At 42.0% G+C, this 18,315-nt stretch carries 18 protein-coding genes; 17 read left to right on the top strand and 1 reads right to left on the bottom strand.

The features are described from left to right. Positions 1-73 precede the first annotated feature (73 nt). From T359_RS0105295 to T359_RS0105240, 12 genes are all read left to right on the top strand, one after another. Complete coding sequence (locus tag T359_RS0105295; protein ID WP_026516574.1) at positions 74-922, top strand: energy-coupling factor transporter ATPase; 849 nt, start codon at positions 74-76, stop codon at positions 920-922. Positions 923-947: 25 nt separating this feature from the next. Continuing rightward, positions 948-1,799 (top strand): energy-coupling factor transporter ATPase, encoded by an 852-nt coding sequence (locus T359_RS0105290; protein ID WP_026516573.1) that lies wholly within the window; start codon positions 948-950, stop codon positions 1,797-1,799. Then, positions 1,793-2,614, top strand: coding sequence for an energy-coupling factor transporter transmembrane component T family protein (locus T359_RS0105285; RefSeq protein WP_026516572.1), 822 nt, complete (start codon positions 1,793-1,795; stop codon positions 2,612-2,614). Before T359_RS0105290 ends, T359_RS0105285 begins: the two co-directional genes overlap by 7 nt. 32 nt (positions 2,615-2,646) lie before the next feature. Beyond that, positions 2,647-3,414, top strand: coding sequence for a tRNA pseudouridine(38-40) synthase TruA (truA, locus tag T359_RS0105280; protein ID WP_035783568.1), 768 nt, complete (start codon positions 2,647-2,649; stop codon positions 3,412-3,414). Positions 3,415-3,681: 267 nt separating this feature from the next. Then, on the top strand, positions 3,682-4,110 hold the full coding sequence (gene rplM / locus T359_RS0105275; protein ID WP_026516570.1) for a 50S ribosomal protein L13: 429 nt from the start codon (positions 3,682-3,684) through the stop codon (positions 4,108-4,110). Between the two features lie 24 nt (positions 4,111-4,134). Further along, positions 4,135-4,533 (top strand): 30S ribosomal protein S9, encoded by a 399-nt coding sequence (gene rpsI / locus T359_RS0105270; RefSeq protein WP_026516569.1) that lies wholly within the window; start codon positions 4,135-4,137, stop codon positions 4,531-4,533. Positions 4,534-4,857: 324 nt separating this feature from the next. Next, complete coding sequence (locus T359_RS0105265) at positions 4,858-5,676, top strand: CPBP family intramembrane glutamic endopeptidase (protein ID WP_026516568.1); 819 nt, start codon at positions 4,858-4,860, stop codon at positions 5,674-5,676. A 9-nt stretch (positions 5,677-5,685) separates the two neighbouring features. Next, positions 5,686-6,495: a PrsW family glutamic-type intramembrane protease gene (locus tag T359_RS0105260; protein WP_026516567.1), complete on the top strand. Its 810-nt coding sequence runs from the start codon at positions 5,686-5,688 to the stop codon at positions 6,493-6,495. Then, a complete protein-coding gene (locus tag T359_RS0105255) occupies positions 6,488-7,324 on the top strand; it encodes a CPBP family intramembrane glutamic endopeptidase (RefSeq protein ID WP_026516566.1) in 837 nt (278 codons plus the stop codon). Before T359_RS0105260 ends, T359_RS0105255 begins: the two co-directional genes overlap by 8 nt. 55 nt (positions 7,325-7,379) lie before the next feature. Then, a complete protein-coding gene (locus tag T359_RS23420; protein WP_051544961.1) occupies positions 7,380-7,622 on the top strand; it encodes a winged helix-turn-helix domain-containing protein in 243 nt (80 codons plus the stop codon). Between the two features lie 87 nt (positions 7,623-7,709). After that, positions 7,710-8,516: a Cof-type HAD-IIB family hydrolase gene (locus T359_RS0105245; protein ID WP_026516565.1), complete on the top strand. Its 807-nt coding sequence runs from the start codon at positions 7,710-7,712 to the stop codon at positions 8,514-8,516. 202 nt (positions 8,517-8,718) lie between these two features. Then, a complete protein-coding gene (locus T359_RS0105240) occupies positions 8,719-10,494 on the top strand; it encodes a methyl-accepting chemotaxis protein (protein WP_026516564.1) in 1,776 nt (591 codons plus the stop codon). 88 nt (positions 10,495-10,582) lie between these two features. Here T359_RS0105240 and T359_RS0105235 read toward each other — a convergent pair whose 3' ends face one another. Next, positions 10,583-11,632 carry a LacI family DNA-binding transcriptional regulator gene (locus tag T359_RS0105235; protein ID WP_026516563.1) on the bottom strand — a complete coding sequence of 350 codons (1,050 nt, stop codon included), beginning with the start codon at positions 11,630-11,632 and terminating at the stop codon, positions 10,583-10,585. A gap of 212 nt (positions 11,633-11,844) precedes the next feature. Between T359_RS0105235 and T359_RS0105230 the strand changes: the two genes are divergently transcribed. The 5 genes from T359_RS0105230 (at position 11,845) to T359_RS0105210 (ending at position 18,314) form a co-directional block, all read left to right on the top strand. Beyond that, complete coding sequence (locus T359_RS0105230; protein WP_026516562.1) at positions 11,845-12,765, top strand: ABC transporter permease; 921 nt, start codon at positions 11,845-11,847, stop codon at positions 12,763-12,765. A gap of 11 nt (positions 12,766-12,776) precedes the next feature. Next, entirely contained in the window at positions 12,777-13,691 is a 915-nt protein-coding gene (locus T359_RS0105225) for a carbohydrate ABC transporter permease (RefSeq protein WP_035783566.1), read from the top strand. A gap of 69 nt (positions 13,692-13,760) precedes the next feature. Continuing rightward, positions 13,761-15,413: an ABC transporter substrate-binding protein gene (locus T359_RS0105220; RefSeq protein ID WP_026516560.1), complete on the top strand. Its 1,653-nt coding sequence runs from the start codon at positions 13,761-13,763 to the stop codon at positions 15,411-15,413. 52 nt (positions 15,414-15,465) lie between these two features. Next, entirely contained in the window at positions 15,466-16,824 is a 1,359-nt protein-coding gene (locus T359_RS0105215; RefSeq protein ID WP_026516559.1) for a glycoside hydrolase family 32 protein, read from the top strand. A gap of 8 nt (positions 16,825-16,832) precedes the next feature. Then, positions 16,833-18,314, top strand: a complete 1,482-nt coding sequence (locus T359_RS0105210; protein ID WP_026516558.1) for a glycoside hydrolase family 32 protein — start codon at positions 16,833-16,835, stop codon at positions 18,312-18,314. Position 18,315 lies beyond the last annotated feature (1 nt).

Genomic DNA, 18,315 nt, shown 5'->3' with positions numbered 1-18,315 from the left:
GTATTTATGCCGCTTTTTTAGTACACTAACAATTGCTGATAAATACTGAGTAATGGATATTACTATGAAAGATATGATTAAGACAGACAAACTTGTATTTGAATATATAAGGCGCGATGAAGAGGGCAACGTTGAGGGCATCACAAGAGCCATCGATGGAGTTGACCTGGAGGTTAAGCCGGGGCAGTTCATAGCTATCCTGGGCCACAACGGATCCGGCAAGTCAACCCTTGCCAAGCACTTCAATGCGCTTCTTTACCCCACAGAGGGAGAGGTCTACGTGGACGGCTACAACACCGAGGATGACGACCATCTCTGGGACATCAGGCAGGAAGCCGGAATGATCTTTCAGAATCCCGATAACCAGATAATCGGTCAGGTTGTGGAGGAGGATGTGGGCTTTGGCCCCGAGAACATGGGAGTTCCAACGGAGGAGATCTGGGAGAGGGTTGATGAGAGCCTTAAGGCTGTCAATATGATCCAGTTCCGCAAGTCATCCCCCAATCACCTGTCAGGAGGCCAGAAGCAGAGAGTGTCCATCGCCGGCGTTATTGCCATGCACCCCAAGTGCATTATCATGGACGAGCCCACAGCCATGCTGGATCCCAACGGCCGTAAGGATGTTATCAGAGCCGCCAGGGCCCTCAATGATGTTGAGAAGATCACTGTGATCCTTATCACCCACTATATGGAAGAGGTGGTCCATGCCGACAGAGTCTTTGTCATGGATAAGGGCAAGGTCGTAATGCAGGGTACCCCCAGGGAGATCTTTTCCCAGGTGGAGAGACTCAAGGAGCTGCACCTCGGCGTTCCACAGGTGACAGAGCTGGCCTATGAACTTAAAAAGAGCGGAGTTCCTCTTCCCGACGGCGTTCTCACCAGGGAAGAGCTGGTTTCTGAGCTGAAAAAGATCGCGCGATAAAATTTTTTTTACAGATGGAGATGACATGTCAATAATCCTTGACCATGTAAACTACATATATGACGAAGATACAGCTATGGCCCATGCGGCCCTTATCGACGTCAACCTGAATATTCCCAAGGGTCAGTTCATCGGACTTATAGGACACACCGGTTCCGGCAAGTCCACCCTGATACAGCATATGAACGGCCTGGCTAAGCCTACCAGCGGCACAGTCTATTTTGACGGAGCGGATATCAACGAGCAGGGCTATAACAAAAAGAACCTGAGAGCCAAGGTGGGACTGGTCTTCCAGTATCCCGAGCATCAGCTCTTTGAGACGGACTGCTTCAAGGATGTGTGCTTTGGCCCCAAGAACCTGGGTCTTTCCCAGAAAGAGGTGGAGCTTAGGGCCTATGGTGCTCTCAAGCAGGTGGGCTTTGATGATGAGTATTTTTACCAGTCTCCCTTTGACTTGTCCGGTGGACAGAAGAGGAGAGTTGCCATTGCCGGCGTTCTTGCCATGAAGCCGGAGGTGCTGATCCTGGATGAGCCCACAGCGGGCCTTGATCCCAAGGGAAGAGATGATATCCTCAGCCTTATTTCCAAGCTTCACAAGGAGATGGGTATCACCATTATCCTGGTGAGCCACAGTATGGAAGATGTGGCGGATTACGTGGACAGGATCATCGTAATGAACAAGGGCAGAGTCTTTTTTGACGACGTGCCCAAGAACGTTTTTGCCCATTATAAGGAGCTTGAGGAGATAGGTCTTGCAGCACCCCAGGTGACCTATGTTATGCAGGAACTGTCTGCGGCAGGGCTCAATGTGGACACCAATGCCACAACAATTACAGAAGCAAAAAATGAGATACTGAAGGCGCTTAAGAGATGTTAAGAGACATTACACTTGGACAATATTACAGAACAGAATCCGTTGTCCACAGGCTTGATCCCAGAGTTAAGCTTGTGGCTACTTTTGTGTTCATAATATCGCTGTTTGTAGCGGGAAATCTGCTGGGATATGTTGTGGCCGCACTATTTCTTGCCCTTTGCATAAAACTGTCAAATGTGCCCCCTAAATTCATTTTCAGGGGTATGAAAACCATCTTTTTCCTATTGATGATCACCATGGTATTCAACCTGTTCCTGACACCGGGCGTGCCCCTGGTCAGCTTCTGGAAGTTCACCATTACAAAAGAGGGACTCAGGATGGCGGTTATGATGGCTATAAGGCTTATTTTCCTGATCACAGGCTCCTCCATCATGACACTTACCACCACCCCCAACCATCTGACAGACGGCCTGGAGAGCCTTCTTAATCCTCTGAAAAAGATCAGGATCCCTGTGCATGAGATTTCCATGATGATGTCCATTGCCCTGAGATTCATTCCTATTCTCATGGAGGAGACGGACAAGATCATGAAGGCCCAGATGGCAAGAGGCGCGGATTTCGAGAGCGGATCTCTGATTAACAGAGCCAAGAGCCTGGTGCCCCTGCTGGTTCCGCTGTTTGTTTCAGCCTTCAGAAGAGCCAACGACCTGGCCATGGCCATGGAAGCGAGATGTTACCGGGGCGGCGAGGGCAGAACCAAGATGAAGCCCCTTATTTATAAAAAGATTGATGTTAACGCTTATATTGTGCTGGCTGTATATTTTGCACTGATAATAGTTGCCGGAAGGTTTGACCTTCTTAAGTTTATCGGAATGTGATACAGAGCGCTGCAGATATTCACGGAGATAATATGCCACAAAAACGCAGGATAATGCTGACAGTTTCATATGATGGTACCGCCTACAGCGGCTGGGCCCTGCAGGAGAGCACCCCGGAGACCATCGAGGGCAAGCTCAACGAGGCCATAGAGAGGCTCACCGGCGAGAAAACTTTAGTCATAGGCGCAAGCCGCACCGACGCCGGAGTTCATGCCTATGGCAATGTGGCGGTCTTTGATACGGAGTCCACGATTCCGGGAGACAGATTCATTTTTGCCCTGAATCATGAGCTTCCCCAGGATATCAGGATAACTCAGTCCAGGGAAGTGGGGGCGGAGTTCCACCCAAGGCACTGCAATACAGAGAAGACCTATGAATACAGAATCATGAATACTCAGATCAGTGATCCTACGAAGAGGCTGTATGCCTGCCATTTCAGCATGCCCCTGGACATAGATGTCATGAACGAGGCAGCAGCTTACCTCGTTGGAGAACACGATTTTACCAGTTTCTGCAATGCCCAGTCCCAGGCTCTTACCCATGTCAGGACCATCAAGGATGTCACGGTTACCCGAAGAGGGGATGAGGTGATTATTTCCGTTACGGGCAACGGCTTTCTCTATAACATGGTGAGAATCATCGCCGGAACCCTTATGCAGATAGGAAGAGGTCGCGGCGGCCCCTCTGAGATGAAGACCATTCTGGAGAAAAAGAACAGGGCGGCAGCAGGACCCACGGCTCCCGCGGAAGGTCTTTTCCTGATAAAATACGAGTTTCTGGACGGAATTCCGGAGCCTTGAAATAACGTAAAATTTGTATAAAATTTGTTGACAAAGCATTTTGGGAGTCATATAATATCTTACTGTGTGACAACTGTTTAGTGGTCGTATTATGCCACTTGATAGGAGTCGTACAAAAGACAGATGGCATATTGTTGTCCCGGTAAGCTGCAATATGTACATATATACGTAAGAATCAGGTGAAGGGTTCTTACAAGGTAACACCTATTTATAGTTTTTATTTTACCGAGCTAATCCACGGCTCATAACAGTAATGGAGGAAACACAATGAAAACTTATATGCCTAGTGCAGCTACAGTAGAGAAGAAGTGGTATGTAGTTGATGCTACAGATATGACACTTGGACGTCTTGCCGCTAACGTTGCAAACGTACTTAGAGGAAAGAACAAGCCAATCTACACTCCTAACATCGACACAGGAGATTATGTAATCGTTATCAATGCAGAGAAGATCAGAGTATCTGGTAAGAAGCTTGATCAGAAGATGTATTGGCACCACACAGATTATGTTGGTCATCACAAGGAGTTCTCACTCCGTCAGATGCTCCAGGATAAGCCCGAGAGAGTTATCGAGCACGCTGTAAAGGGAATGCTTCCTAAGGGATCCCTTGGCAGAGAAATGTACACAAAACTCCATGTATATGCAGGAGCTGAGCATCCTCATGCAGCTCAGAAGCCTGAAGTACTTACATTTTAATCGGGTTGAAAGGAGATCAAAATAATGGCAAAATCAGCTAATTACTACGGAACCGGTAGAAGAAAGAAATCAATCGCAAGAGTATATCTTGTTTCTGGTAAGGGAAACATCACAATCAACAAGAGACCTATTGATGAGTACTTCGGACTTGAGACTCTCAAGGTTATCGTTAGACAGCCTCTCGTAGCTACAGAGACAACTGACAAGTTTGACGTAGTTGTAACTGTAAGAGGTGGCGGCACAACAGGTCAGGCTGGTGCTATCAGACATGGTATTTCAAGAGCTCTTCTTCAGGTTGACTCAGATGAGTACAGACCTGTACTTAAGAAGGCTGGATACCTTACAAGAGATCCTCGTATGAAGGAGAGAAAGAAGTACGGCTTAAAGAAAGCTCGTCGTGCTCCACAGTTCTCAAAGAGATGATCAATCTGCATTGCAGATTTCAGAAGACTCGGTACATTTGTACCGGGTCTTTTTTTTGTGCTGAGAGTGGACCAGGGGGGACGGGGTTCCTAGCTCATTTTGGAATGACAGCCAATCTCTTTGGACAGGAAGAATTCCTGGGTTAGAGAAATATCTTAAAAAGTAGACGCAATACAATACAAAGATTTTCTAAAATAAGTCGAAAATCTTCTTGCGAAGTAGACTTTAGCAGTCTAAATCTAATACAATGGAAATAGAGTATCTATGCAACTAAGCGCAATATTTTGTCATGTTTTTTCATCATAGCTAATCAGGAGGTTACACATGGATAAAAAAACAAGAAAGCATTCGATATGCGAAAAGATACCCTATATCGCCATTATACTCAGCATACTATTTCCGTCGCTTTTAGCTGGAATAGGAGGTTCTATAGGTAATGCAATTTCAGAAAATGCAGGGAACATAGGTGTATGCGTTTTTGCAATAATATCGATGCTGATTTTTTGGTACTGGTTCTCACCGGAATTTAAAGGATTTGTAAAGCCTGAAGCTTCAGCCAGGGACATAGGTTTAGTAATGATCCCCTTGGCGATTCTCTTAGTCTTTACGCTGATCGAGCCATTATTTTTTTATCATTCGTTTTATTTTAGTCCTTCTCTTAAGGCGGCTATTATGGGAATTACAGCCGGATTTGGGGAAGAGACTATGTTCAGAATATTATCACTAGCCATAGTTATGAGATATGTCCGGAAAGAGAGGAGAGTTGTCGCAATAATTATACTGGCCGTAATATTCGGCATTTCTCATGCAGGAAATCTGGCTCAGGGTGCAGATTTAGTCATGACCGCGGCGCAGATACTCCACTCAACATTTCAGGCTTTTTTGCTTACCGCTTTATATTTAGGAACAGGCAGCGTGATATTCCCGATATTTGCACACGGGTTATATGATTTTATCTGTTTTACAACGGACCCGTTAGTTTCCGGAGATGGCATACTTACACAGCAGTATAGTACGGGACGGCTGTTGTATGAGTTCATTGTAGCTGTGACCATAGGAATTATTGCACTATATTTGATCAGTAAAAACAAATTTGCTAAAGCCAATGAAATATGGGAAAAGAAGTGGATTTCTGAAAGGTGAGGGAAAAATATGGTATCTATTATCAGTTTTATTTTAGGTTTGATCATTCTTGGTATCCTTTATAAAAATTTGATTGCCTGGGAAGGAGACTACAGAATCTCAAGAGGACAGGCTTTGCTACCGGTATTACTTGGACTTTTATCTGTGCCGCTTTCATTTATCTTTTTCTTAATAATCGGTCTTGTTTTCAGGGCTGTAACCGGGTTTGTACCTACAGATGGACCTGCATTACTTGCCAGTTTCAACCATGCGCTTTTTTCAGCAGCATTGAATGAAGAACTCGCAAAACTTATCATTACACTTATTGTATTAGGCATTTATAGAAAAAAATGGAGAAATGTATACGAATATATGCTGATAGCAGGGGCTGTAGGATTCGGATTTACGCTTATAGAAGATTTTGTATATAGTAGCGGTCTCGCAGGACTTTTTATGAGGCTGCCCAATATTACAGTGCATATGATGCTCGGGCTTGCCATGGGAAGGCATCTTGGACTTGCCAGATATAACAAAGTAACAGGCAGAGAGTCTGTAGTAAAAGAATACCTCCTTGCATATTTTGTCCCTGTATTTTGTCATACTGTTTTTGATTTTTTTGCAGCAAACATGCTCATACATGCCGGGGATAATGTAGAGACTATAACAGAGGAAATACAAAGAACAACATATATTGGTGCTGGTATGGTATTGATCATAGTAGTTCCGATATTCTTTTTCCAGTTCTACATATTCAGACGACTTAAGAGAAATGCCGCAAACCTTGTAGCGCTTTCCTTCATTTCTGAAAACAGTACAGAGCAGGAGAATACAAATGCTTAAAAAGTATATTGAATTTATGAAAAAATCTCCGCTGATAACTGCTGCGCTCTGCATAGTATATGTAGTTGTGTGTTTCAAGACGGTACATACAGATACAAATTTTCAGTTCTTTATAGTAAGAACCATGCTTTGCGGAGCAGTGTGCTTTTTCCTGTACCAGATATCCGGAGATAAGACCCTGACATCCTGTTATGTTTCCACAGGATATGTCATTTTGAATTCCATGGGATTTCTTATGATGTCCCTTATCATGGGATCTGTATTACTCTTATCAAATATAGAAGAGCAGGTCCCTTTGAATGATAACCCGGTATTGGGGCTTATCATAGTATTTCTTATGTTTATTTCCGTGGGGCTTTTTGAGGAACTGGCTTTCAGGGCAGTTATAAACGATGCGATTATCTATAAGTTCAGGGAAAAGAAATATGTTTTTGTCCTTAGTGCAGTAGTATCTTCGTTAGTATTCGGTGCAGCACATATTGTGGGCGAATTTGATGCTGCCTCCGCTATTGCATGGGGACAGGCGGTAGCCAAAACGTTGGAATCAGGCATCTTTGGACTGGCCCTTCTTATACTGTATTGGAAGACCAGAAATATATGGGCTTGCGGCGTGGCTCATGGATTGTTTGATTTTTTTGCCGGTTATACAGAAGGACTGTTTGTTCCGATGAAAACCTCAGGTTCATCGTATATTAATACCGGTGAAGATGGACCAAAAATCCTTATTACATACTTTGTAATTGCTGCAATAAATGTAGTTCTGACATTTTTGGTATGGAAGAAGGTTGGAAAGACTATCGATTTCGAAAAGATCAGGCGTGAGTGGTAGAGAATAACCTGAGTTTTATACTGATGGTTACAATTTCTTTCTTACGTTATGGAATTTGAATTATGCTTATGATAAAGCGCAAAATAAAGCGCAAGTTAAAGCGCAAAGTGGTGCTTTATCGGATAGAGAGTATATTTTGCTTTTATTGAGAGAGAATCCTTCTATTACACAGAATGAATTATCAGAGATAATGGGAAAATCACGTAGGTCAATTCAGATGATAATGAAAGAACTCATTGAAGAAGGTGTTGTTGAAAGGGTTGGATCCAAAAAAGTTGGATCTTGGATGGTGAAGTAGATGGATTAAAATGTATAATTAAAATATTATGATATGGCTAGAACAAAATGACAACTTCATTTTAGAAAGAAATGTTAAGAGACATCAATGGATTTCAAAATAGTTTTTTCAGATATAGACGGAACAATTCTAAACAGTGAACATAGAATGCTTAAGGGCACACTTGATGCAATATTTGCCCTAAAGAAAGCCAATATCCCTTTCGTCATTGCGACAGCAAGAGGACCATCCGGAGTACGGCCGATTTTTAAAAGATACGGGTTTTCCTGCCCGATGATCTGTTATAGTGGGGCGCTTATCATTGATGAAAACGATAAGATAATGTACTCGGAGGGATTTGATGCCGATGACGCGAGGGATATTATTTCTTATATAGAGGCGGAGAAGATTGACTGTACATGGAATATCTATTCAGAAGAATTGTGGATTGTAAATGACAGGAATGACCGACTGGTCCGCGCAGAAGAGGAAATCGTTGAGGTCTGTGCAACAGAGGGCGGCATAGAGCTTCTTCCAAAAGATGCAATCATAGGAAAGCTCCTTTGCATATGTGAGCCTGAAGCAATATGTGGTATAGAAAATGAATTGAAAAAGAGATTTCCAAAGCTGTCGATAGTTAAATCCTCAGATGTTCTTCTTGAAATCATGGGAAAGGGAATTACAAAGGCCGATGGAGTCAGGCGAGTATGCTCGTATATGAACATCCCGCCGGAGAAAGCGGTTGCTTTTGGTGATCATTTTAATGATGCAGAAATGCTACGATCTGTAGGATTTCCTTTTCTGATGGGAAATGCTCCGGAGGAATTGAAGAAGGAATTCTCGTGTGTGATCGGAAGTAATGATGACGAGAGCATTTCAGAAGCCTTTAGGAGTATTGGCCTATTATTGGAGTGAGGGAGATGCCGAGGTCCTTATCACCTGGGTTCCGTGAATAAAGCAAAGATTGTACAGGTAGCTGGTAAGGCTGCCTGTTTTTTTGTGTTTTTATGCATTTTTTATTTAATTTTATTAAAAAAATATTAAACGTAAAACAATGCATTGTTTATCTGTATAATGTATATAGGTGAATATTTATTAAATTGAAAGGAGTGTCGTTATGTCAAGGACAACTGAAAACAAGAAGAATAAGGTCAGTTTTTTCAAATCTATTCCGGTTCAGATTTTGTTCTTTAATATTCTGATGTTGCTGGTATTTAACATAGTAAGCTACATTGTTAACGATGGAATATCATCCATGTCTGACAGTGCTCAGGGTATAATTGCCGGAGTAACCGACCTGGTTCATAAAGAGGGAACAGTTAAGGAAGATCTGGCCAGGATTGACGGAACGATCCAGAGCGCACTGGGACTATGGACATATTACACTGATGCTGATAAAGAGAGGATCGGAAGCGAGCTTAAATCCTACGAGAGCGAAGTGACCACTCTTTTAAAAGAAATCGGCGATGAGTTTACTATGTATGGCAATCCAAACGCAACGACACAGCTTGATGCTTCGGCAAAGGCTCTTATTGCGAACGTTGATGAAGTGTTCAATATCATGATGACAACCGGCGATGGACGTGTTGCCTCGGAGATACTTACCGGAGATTATATGACTAACATGGAAGGCGTCAAAGAAGGCATGGCAACCCTTGATGCATCGGTGGATGCACTTCGGGGTAATGTTGTAAATTATATGGAACAGTCAAGAAGTAAGATAACTGTCATGAATGTAACAGGAATGGCTGTGTTTATCGTGTGCCTTCTTTTGAACCTCTATGTTTCATTTGTTCTTATCACCAAAGTTATTGTTAAGATTTCCGACTCTGTTCAGGAAATTATAAATGATATCAACGCCGGAAAGGGTGACCTTACAGCAAGAGTAAATGTTAAGACCGGAAATGAGCTTGTATTTATAAGAGACGGCATAAATGATTTTATTGAAACCCTGCAGGGCGTAATGAAAGATGTTAAGAGCGGAACACTCATTCTTACAGATTCCGCAGACAAGATGACCTCACAGATCGCTTTGGCTAACGACAACATCACCAACACATCAGCGGCACTTGAGGAGCTTTCAGCCAGCATGGACAATGTGTCAACTACAGCTTCTCACATTAAGGAGCAGCTCAATGATGTAAGAGATGCGGTGGAGAGCATCAATGATGAGGTTGCTTCAGGAAAAGAGCGTGCAGGCGAGATCCAGAAGGAAGCTGATACCATTAAGAATGAGGCTATGCAGAAGAAGGAGAATACAGGTGCCAGAGTTGAGGCGCTCAGCAAGACCCTTGATGAGTCAGTAAAGGAAAGTGAGCAGGTTAATCAGATCGGAGAACTTACCAAGGTTATCCTCGATATAGCTTCCCAGACAAACCTTCTTGCACTTAACGCCAGCATTGAGGCTGCAAGAGCAGGTGAAGCCGGCAAGGGCTTTGCGGTAGTTGCGCAGGAGATCAGTGCACTTGCCGATAACAGCAGACAGACAGCCGGAAATATTCAGACTATAAGTGAGAATGTGACAAAGGCTGTTCAGGAGCTTTCGAATAATGCCATCGAGGTTGTAGATTTTATCAACAATACTGTTATTGCCGATTATGAAGCCTTTGTTGAGACAGGAGAGAAATACGAGAGTACAGCAGAGATAATGAATGAAATTCTTGAAGGCTTTACTGAGAAGGCAGACTCTCTTGATAACACAATGCACAGCATGGCAGACTCAATTCTTACAATCACCGATTCCGTTGAAGAGTCCACACAGGCCATCAGCCTTTCAGCTTCCAACTCTACGGAGATTGTGGGAGAAATTCAAGAAATCGGAGAGGCCATGGATAATAACAATCAGGTTACGAACAAACTTAGCGACAGTACAAAGAAGTTTATAAACGTATAGCAATAGTATAAAGTAGCAATAAAAAGATACAGGATCAAATGAACCAATTTGCTCCTGTATCTTTCTAAATGCGACAGCCACGATATGATTATGTAGTTGAATCTCGATAGATCAGATCCGTCTCGGTATAGACAGTTCTGTAATTCAGATCAGGCTGCTCTATTCTGGTAATTATCAGGTTGGCAGCAGAATATCCTATTACCTGGCTGTGTATATGGCTCGTGGAAAGAGACGGTGTCATGATCTTGGATTCAGGTGAATCATCAAATCCAAAAAGTTTTATATCTTTGGGACAATCAATCCCCAGTTTTTTCAAGCCATATAATACATCTATAGCCACAAAGTCGTTGGCACAGATGAAAAGTTGTGGCATCTCATCCAGCTTAGAGAGTGCCAAAGAAAGGTATTCCTTGTAATCATCTCCGTGAGCATGCACTTCTGTTAAGCAGAACTTCTCGTCAATAGTAAGCCCGTTGATATACATGGCTTCTCTGAAGGCCATAAATCTTTCGTAAAAAGAACGGCAGTGTGTAACCTGCCCAACGTATCCAATCTTGGAAATTCCCCTTTTTTTCATATCATTTATCACTGTGTAGATATTGGAAAAATTATCCATGAGAATAGTGTCTGCATTTAGCGGCTTCCAATAGCTTGCCACGGGAGCATCCACCATAAGTACCGGCAGGCCCATGTCACACAGCATTTCACAATAGGAGTGATCAAACATTTCGATGCATACAATAGCCTTGGTGTTATCCGGTCTGTATGAGAGAGGAAGAGTTCTTGACTCTATATTCTGATGATCAACACGGTGCATTGTCAGGCTATAGCCAAGCAGAGAAATTTCATATTGAAATTTATCCAACATGGTAGAAGCAAAGTGAGAATTATTAAGGAAACTGCCTGAAAAGAGAGCAATCTCTCCTGAAGCCTTGGGTTGGGAACTGAAAGGATTTGTAATGTCTGAAATGGAATTGGCATAAGAAAATTGCTTGTATCCCATTTCGATAGCCTTCTCTAAAACCTTCTGTCTGGTAGCTTCAGCTAAAACTCCGGTGTTATTTATAGCCTTGGATACGGTATTTCTGGATACTCCAAGAGCATCTGCTATATCCTGTAAGGTGACTTTTGCTGGCATAGTGTAGTCTCCACTTTCTAAATAAAAGATTAATGTGTCAGTATTTATGACTTTTTGACACCTATATCATTATAAAATGTAAAAATCAAAGTGTCAAATGTAAATATTTATTGTGCAAATGTAAAATAATTGTATTGACAGCTGTAAATATGGGTGCTATATTTTACATATGCAAATGAGAATTATGCAAATGTAAAACTTGGGAGGGTTACATGAACACAAAGGTAAAAGATAATTCGATGCATAACACTCTGGTATATGTTAAACAGCATTGGCAACTATATGTGTTCTTTCTGGGGCCGGCACTGTTACTGACAATAGTGTTCAGGTACATTCCGATGGGAGGAATACTGATTGCTTTCCAGAAATACAATCCATTCAAAGGCATTTTGGGAAGCGAATGGGTTGGCCTTAAATACTTTAAACAGTTTTTATCATCGCCGGATTTTTTTCAGTATCTTGCCAATACACTTAAACTGAGTATTTTTGGTCTGTTATGGGGATTTCCAATGCCGATAATACTGGCGCTTCTACTTAACAGGATTTCTAGTAGCAAGATCAAACAGAAGATACAGCTTGTTCTGTATATGCCTAACTTCATATCTGTCATAGTCCTCTGTGGTATGGTCAGGATTCTTTTATCGGTTACAGGACCATTCAATATGCTTTTGGGAACGAACATCAACTTTTTGACAATCCCTGCAGCATTCAGACCAATCTACATCATAAGTGGTATCTGGCAGGGCGCCGGCTGGGCATCGATCATGTACACAGCAGCTCTTTCAAATGCCAGCAAGGAACTCAAAGAGGCAGCACAGATTGATGGAGCCAATATCTGGCAACAGATCAAGGCAGTAGAGTGGCCGGCTATCAAGGATATGGTAGTTATCCAATTCATCCTTCAGGCAGGAAACATTATGAGTATCGGCTTTGAAAAGGCCTATGCACTTCAGTCAGATATGAACCTTGCTTCGTCTGAGATCATAGCTACTTATGTTTATAAAAAAGGTCTTTTGAATGGTGATTACAGTTATTCAACAGCGGTTGGATTATTTAATACGATCGTAAATGTAATTCTTCTCATAGTGGTTAATAAGGTTGTTGAGAAGCTTAACGACGGTCAGGGACTATAAGGGGGAGCGAAATGCAACAGACAGTAAATATTAAAAAAAGCGAATTTGCCAGAGCTTCCATTGGAGATAAAGCATTTCTCTTGGTTGGTTATATTCTCCTTGCAGCCTTTGTAATGGCTATCATAGGCCCTGTAGTTTATATTATTGTAGCTTCCTTCATGGATCCTATAACACTTCAGAACAAGGGAATAGTATTTGATTTCAGCAAATGGACTCTTACAGCTTATGAGAGAGTTATGACCAATTCTCAGATATGGATTGGATTTAGAAATGCAATTATATATTCCGTATTATTTGCGGTTATTTCTGTATTTATAACACTTTTGTGTGCGTATCCAATGTCAAGAGATGATTTTAAAGGCAAGAAGTTTTTTAACACAATCTTTATTATCACAATGTTCTTTGGCGGAGGACTGATTCCTACATACCTTCTTATCAGTAACATTGGACTTCTTGATACCATGTGGGCTGTAATTCTTCCGGGATCATTTAGCGTATGGAACATGATCATCGCAAGAACTTACTACAAAGGTATTCCAAGCGAACTTAGAGAAGCTGCTGATGTGGACGGAGCTAATGAATTGGTGTTCTTCTTCAGAATACTTCTTCCTGTGTGCACACCACTTATAGCAGTGCTGATATTGTGGCAGTTTGTAGGAATGTGGAACAGCTACTTTGATGCAATGATCTATCTGAATTCAGCAGATAAGCAGCCTCTTCAGCTGGTGCTTAGGGCTATCCTCATCCAGAATGAACCGGATCCGGGAATGATAGCAGATATGCAGAGTACAGCTCAGAGAGCACAGCTTGCAGAACTTCTTAAATATGCAACCATCATTATTTCAAGCTTACCGCTTATAGTAATGTATCCATTCTTCCAGAAGTATTTTGATTCAGGAATCATGGTTGGTTCAGTTAAAGGCTGAGAGGCTTAAACAATCAGAACTTCCCCTGGCAACAGGAGATAATAAAGAATTTTTATAAGGAGAGGGAAAATGAAAAAGAAGACAACAAAGTTATTTTCAGCAGCACTTGTTCTTGCAATGTCAGCAAGTGTTCTGACAGGTTGCGGAAAAGGTGCTTCAGGCAGTGGGGCAGCAACAGTTACAGCGGATGATATCAGCTTTCCGCTGGAAAACAAGGTTACTATCACAGGTACAATCAGCTATCCGTCAGGAACTGAGTCAGAACCTAACAACAGAACAATCTTCAAGAGACTTGAGGAAGAGACAAACGTACATGTTGACTGGACAGCTATTTCAAATGATCAGTGGGGCGACAAGATCAAGCTCAACATGGCTAACAAGAACACACTTACAGATTTTGTATTTAATGCAGGCTTTAGTAACTCAGACCTTATCAGATATGCTGATCAGGGAGTTATCCTTCCTGTAGAAGAGTACATTGACAACAACATGCCTAACCTTAAGGCAGTATTTGATAAGTATCCTGAGTACCGCACAATGTGTGAGGACTCCGAGGGACACATCTGGGCACTTCCATGGATTGAGCAGCTTGGTTCTAACAAGACAGCTATCCAGACAGTAGGTAATAACTTCACTTACATCAACAAGAAATGGCTTGATTTCCTCGGACTTCAGACACCTACAACAGTTGATGAATTCGAAGAAGTACTTAAGGCATTCAAGGAGCATGCTTCAGAGCTTCAGGCTGAGTTTGGTATTGAGGGTGACATCATTCCTATGTCATGCATCATGAACGATCAGGATCCAAGCCTTCTTATTAACGGCTTTGGCGAAGGTTACGGTGACAATGATATCGGACAGCACATTGCAGTTACAGATGACAAGAAGGTTATCTGCACAGCAACACAGGAAGGTTTCAAGTCAGGTATGCAGTGGCTTCATAAACTCTATGAAGAGGGACTTATCGATCCTGAGTGCTTCACACAGGACTGGTCAACTTATGTAGCTAAGGGTAAGTCACACAGATATGGTGTTTGCTTTACATGGGACGTTGCTAACATTGATAACCTTGAAGATTTCGTTCCACTTGCAGCTCTTAAGGCTGATGTTAAGAATGTAACTCCTATGAACAGCTCTTTCACATCAGGTTTTGACCGTGGCAGATGCGTTGTAACTTCTAAGTGTGAGAACCCTGCATTCGTATGTGCTTGGCTTGATAAGATGTATGATCCATTCCAGTCACCACAGAACAACTGGGGAACATATGGCGAGGATGATGAGTTTGATATCTTCGAGCTTTCAACAAATGCAAACGGCGACAAGATGCTCAAGCATGCACCTCTTGGCGATGCTTCTCCTGTAGAAGTTCGTGAGGCTGAGTGTGTTGGTGGTCCTCTTGCAATCCTTGATGAGTACTATGGCGTATATGTTACATGCCCTGATGACGCTCAGTACCGTCTTGACTGGATCAAGGAGTACTACACAGACGATATGAACTGCAAGTATGTATATCCTAACGTATTTATGACAGCTGATGATACAGAGGCTCTTACAACTATCCAGACAGATCTTATCAGCTATATCAACTCCAGCAGAAGTAACTTCGTTATGAACGGTCTTACAGATGCTGAGTGGGATGAGTATCTCAAGCAGGTTAATGCATATGGTCTTGATGAGTATCTCTCTATCTACCAGAAGTATTTTGATCAGTTCTATGATTAATTCATATAAACGGAAAGGCAGGGAGGAGATTTTCTCCTCTCTTTTTTAAAAAATGAAAAGAAAAGTTGCCATAATTGCAGCACTTCTTGCATGTATGCTCACAGGATGTGCTGATAGCCAAAATGCAGATACTCTTTTTCCAAGGGCTGAGGACAGTTATGTTGGAGATGTAATGGCTCTTTCAGAAGAAAATGGAGTATATCTGAATTATTTATATGAAACAGATCATAACGGTGTGGGCTATCATCCCATTCACCGTTTTTATACCAAGGACTTTTTAAGCTTTGAGGATAAAGGAGAAGTTCTTCCTTTTGCAGAGGATTCAGAAATACAGGATCTTGCAGTAGGAACCGGTTCTTTTATCAGGGATGAACAGGGAAACTATCACTGTTTCTATACAGGACATAATGATTACTACGACACATATGGACTAGATAAAGAATGTGTGTTACATGCTACAAGTAAAGATAACAAAAGCTTTACCAAAGACTATGACAATATAATTCATGCACCAAAAGGGTATAGTACAAACGATTTTCGTGATCCGCAGGTTTACAGAAGCGATGATGGCTATCTGATGCTTGTGGGAGCAAGAAAAGAAAACGAGAGCGCTATAGTATATTACGAGTCACAGGATTTAGAAAACTGGACTTTTAAGGGAGATTTCTATACCAGTCGGGATCTGTATTTTATGGAATGCCCGGATGTTTTCCAAATGGGAAATAAGTATTATCTGGTATTTAGTTGGAACAACGTGGTCTATTACAGAGTTTCGGATAATTTCTTTGGACCATGGGAAAAAGAGGAGATTGATACTTTCGATGGGGATGGCTTCTATGCAGCCAAGTCTTGTGAATACAAGGGTAAGAGGTATCTTATAGGCTTTCTGGACCGCAAAAAAAGAGAAAAAGACAGCCTGAAGTATACATGGGCAGGAAGTGTCCTGGTATATGAACTTAGACAATTATCAGACGGCAGACTTGGGGTATGCATGCCTGATCAATATAATGAATATTTCACAAAAGAACTGTTAAATGCCACTTCTGAAAATAATGCGCTGGATCTGGGGAAGGTGCCGGAAACTTGTCACCTCTCTTTTGACCTTGATATGGAAGAAGCAGGCAGAATGGACCTGGTGTTTAGTAATCCTGAGAGCGGAGAAGAATACAAGCTTAGCATCGACAATCAGGATGATAATATATCTTTTAATGCTTTTCCTAACAATCAGCCGATCAGGCTGGAAAGCGGAACCAAATATCATATAGATGTTGTGGTTGAAAAAGATATTGTAGTTATTTATGCAGATGGAATAAAAGCTCTGTCAAACAGAATTTATGCAGCTGTGGGAGCGGATTGGGAAATTGAGCTTACAGATGCTTTGGCAGAAAATGTAAAGATTTACGGTAAGTGAGGATAGAAATGAGTGATAAGTTAAACAAGGCACGTGAATATGAAGAGAAGAAGGAAAAGATGATCGCCCCTGAAATGAGGCCTCTTTTTCATCTGACACCAAGATGTGGATGGATGAATGATCCTAACGGTTTTAGCCTTTATAAGGGTGAATACCATCTCTTTTACCAGTATTATCCATATGAGACAGTATGGGGACCTATGCACTGGGGACATGCGGTTAGTAAGGATCTGATCACATGGGAATATTATCCTGCTGCTATAGCTCCTGATATGGAATATGACAAGAACGGTTGCTTTTCAGGTAGTGCCATTGAAATGGAAGATGGCAGACAACTTCTGGTGTACACAGGAGTTCAGAAAATGGAAGATGAAGATGGCAACATCAGAGAGGTTCAGACCCAGTGTGTTGCTTTTGGTGACGGCAAGGATTATGAGAAGTATGCAAATAATCCTGTAATTGACAGCACTATGCTTCCTGAGGGCGCAGGCAAATATGACTTCAGAGACCCTAAGGTATGGCGTGAAAATGGCAAATATTACATAGTAGTTGGCAATAAAACTGAGGATATCGATGGACAGATATTACAGTTTGTAAGTGATGACGGTATTAACTGGTCCTATGATAAGACTGTTATCAAGAACAACCACAGATTCGGTGTAATGTGGGAGTGCCCTGATTACTTTAACCACGATGGCAAACAGGTCCTTCTCACAAGCCCGCAGGATATGCTCCCTGAAGAGCTTGAGTTCCACAACGGAAACGGAACCTTGTGTGTGATAGGAAGTATCGATGAAAATGGAGAATTCTGCGAAGAAAACTGTCAGGCTGTTGACTATGGTATTGATTTTTATGCGCCACAGACAATCAAGACTCCTGATGGACGAAGAGTCATGATCGGCTGGATGCAGAACTGGGATACATGCGGAATCAGGCGCGATGACTTCCCATGGTTTGGCCAGATGAGTATTCCAAGGGAAATAACTATTAAGGATAACAGACTTATTCAGTGGCCTGCCAGAGAGATAGAGAATTATTACGGCAAAAGAATCAGCAGACAGAATGTACTTATTTCTGATAGTGCTTCACTTTCAAGTATTGAGGGCAGATGCGTAGATATGACAGTAAGAGTCAGATCTACACAGGCAGAACTTTCATATAAAAAATTTGAAATTCGTTTTGCTGATAATGGCAAGGCTTATTCAACGATTGAATATGATCCTGTTGACAATATTGTTAAGATAGACAGAAAGCATTCAGGAAGCAGAAGAGCCATTGTTCATCAGAGAAGATGTAAGGTTGCAGGAAATAAGGGTGAGATTTCACTTAGACTTGTTCTTGACAGATACAGCATGGAGCTCTTCATCAATAATGGACAGCAGGTAATGTCTATGGTAATCCTTACAGATGTCAGAGCTGAAGGTATCAGTTTTAAGGCAGTTGGAGAACTTCTTATGGATGTTACTATGTATGAGCTTGAGAGGAAATAAC

Origin of the sequence: Butyrivibrio sp. MC2021 (assembly GCF_000621605.1) — a bacterium.
In the GTDB taxonomy this organism is placed as follows: domain Bacteria; phylum Bacillota; class Clostridia; order Lachnospirales; family Lachnospiraceae; genus Butyrivibrio.
The sequence above is the reverse complement of the archived record's forward strand: the minus strand, read 5'-3'. Positions and strand labels throughout refer to the sequence as shown.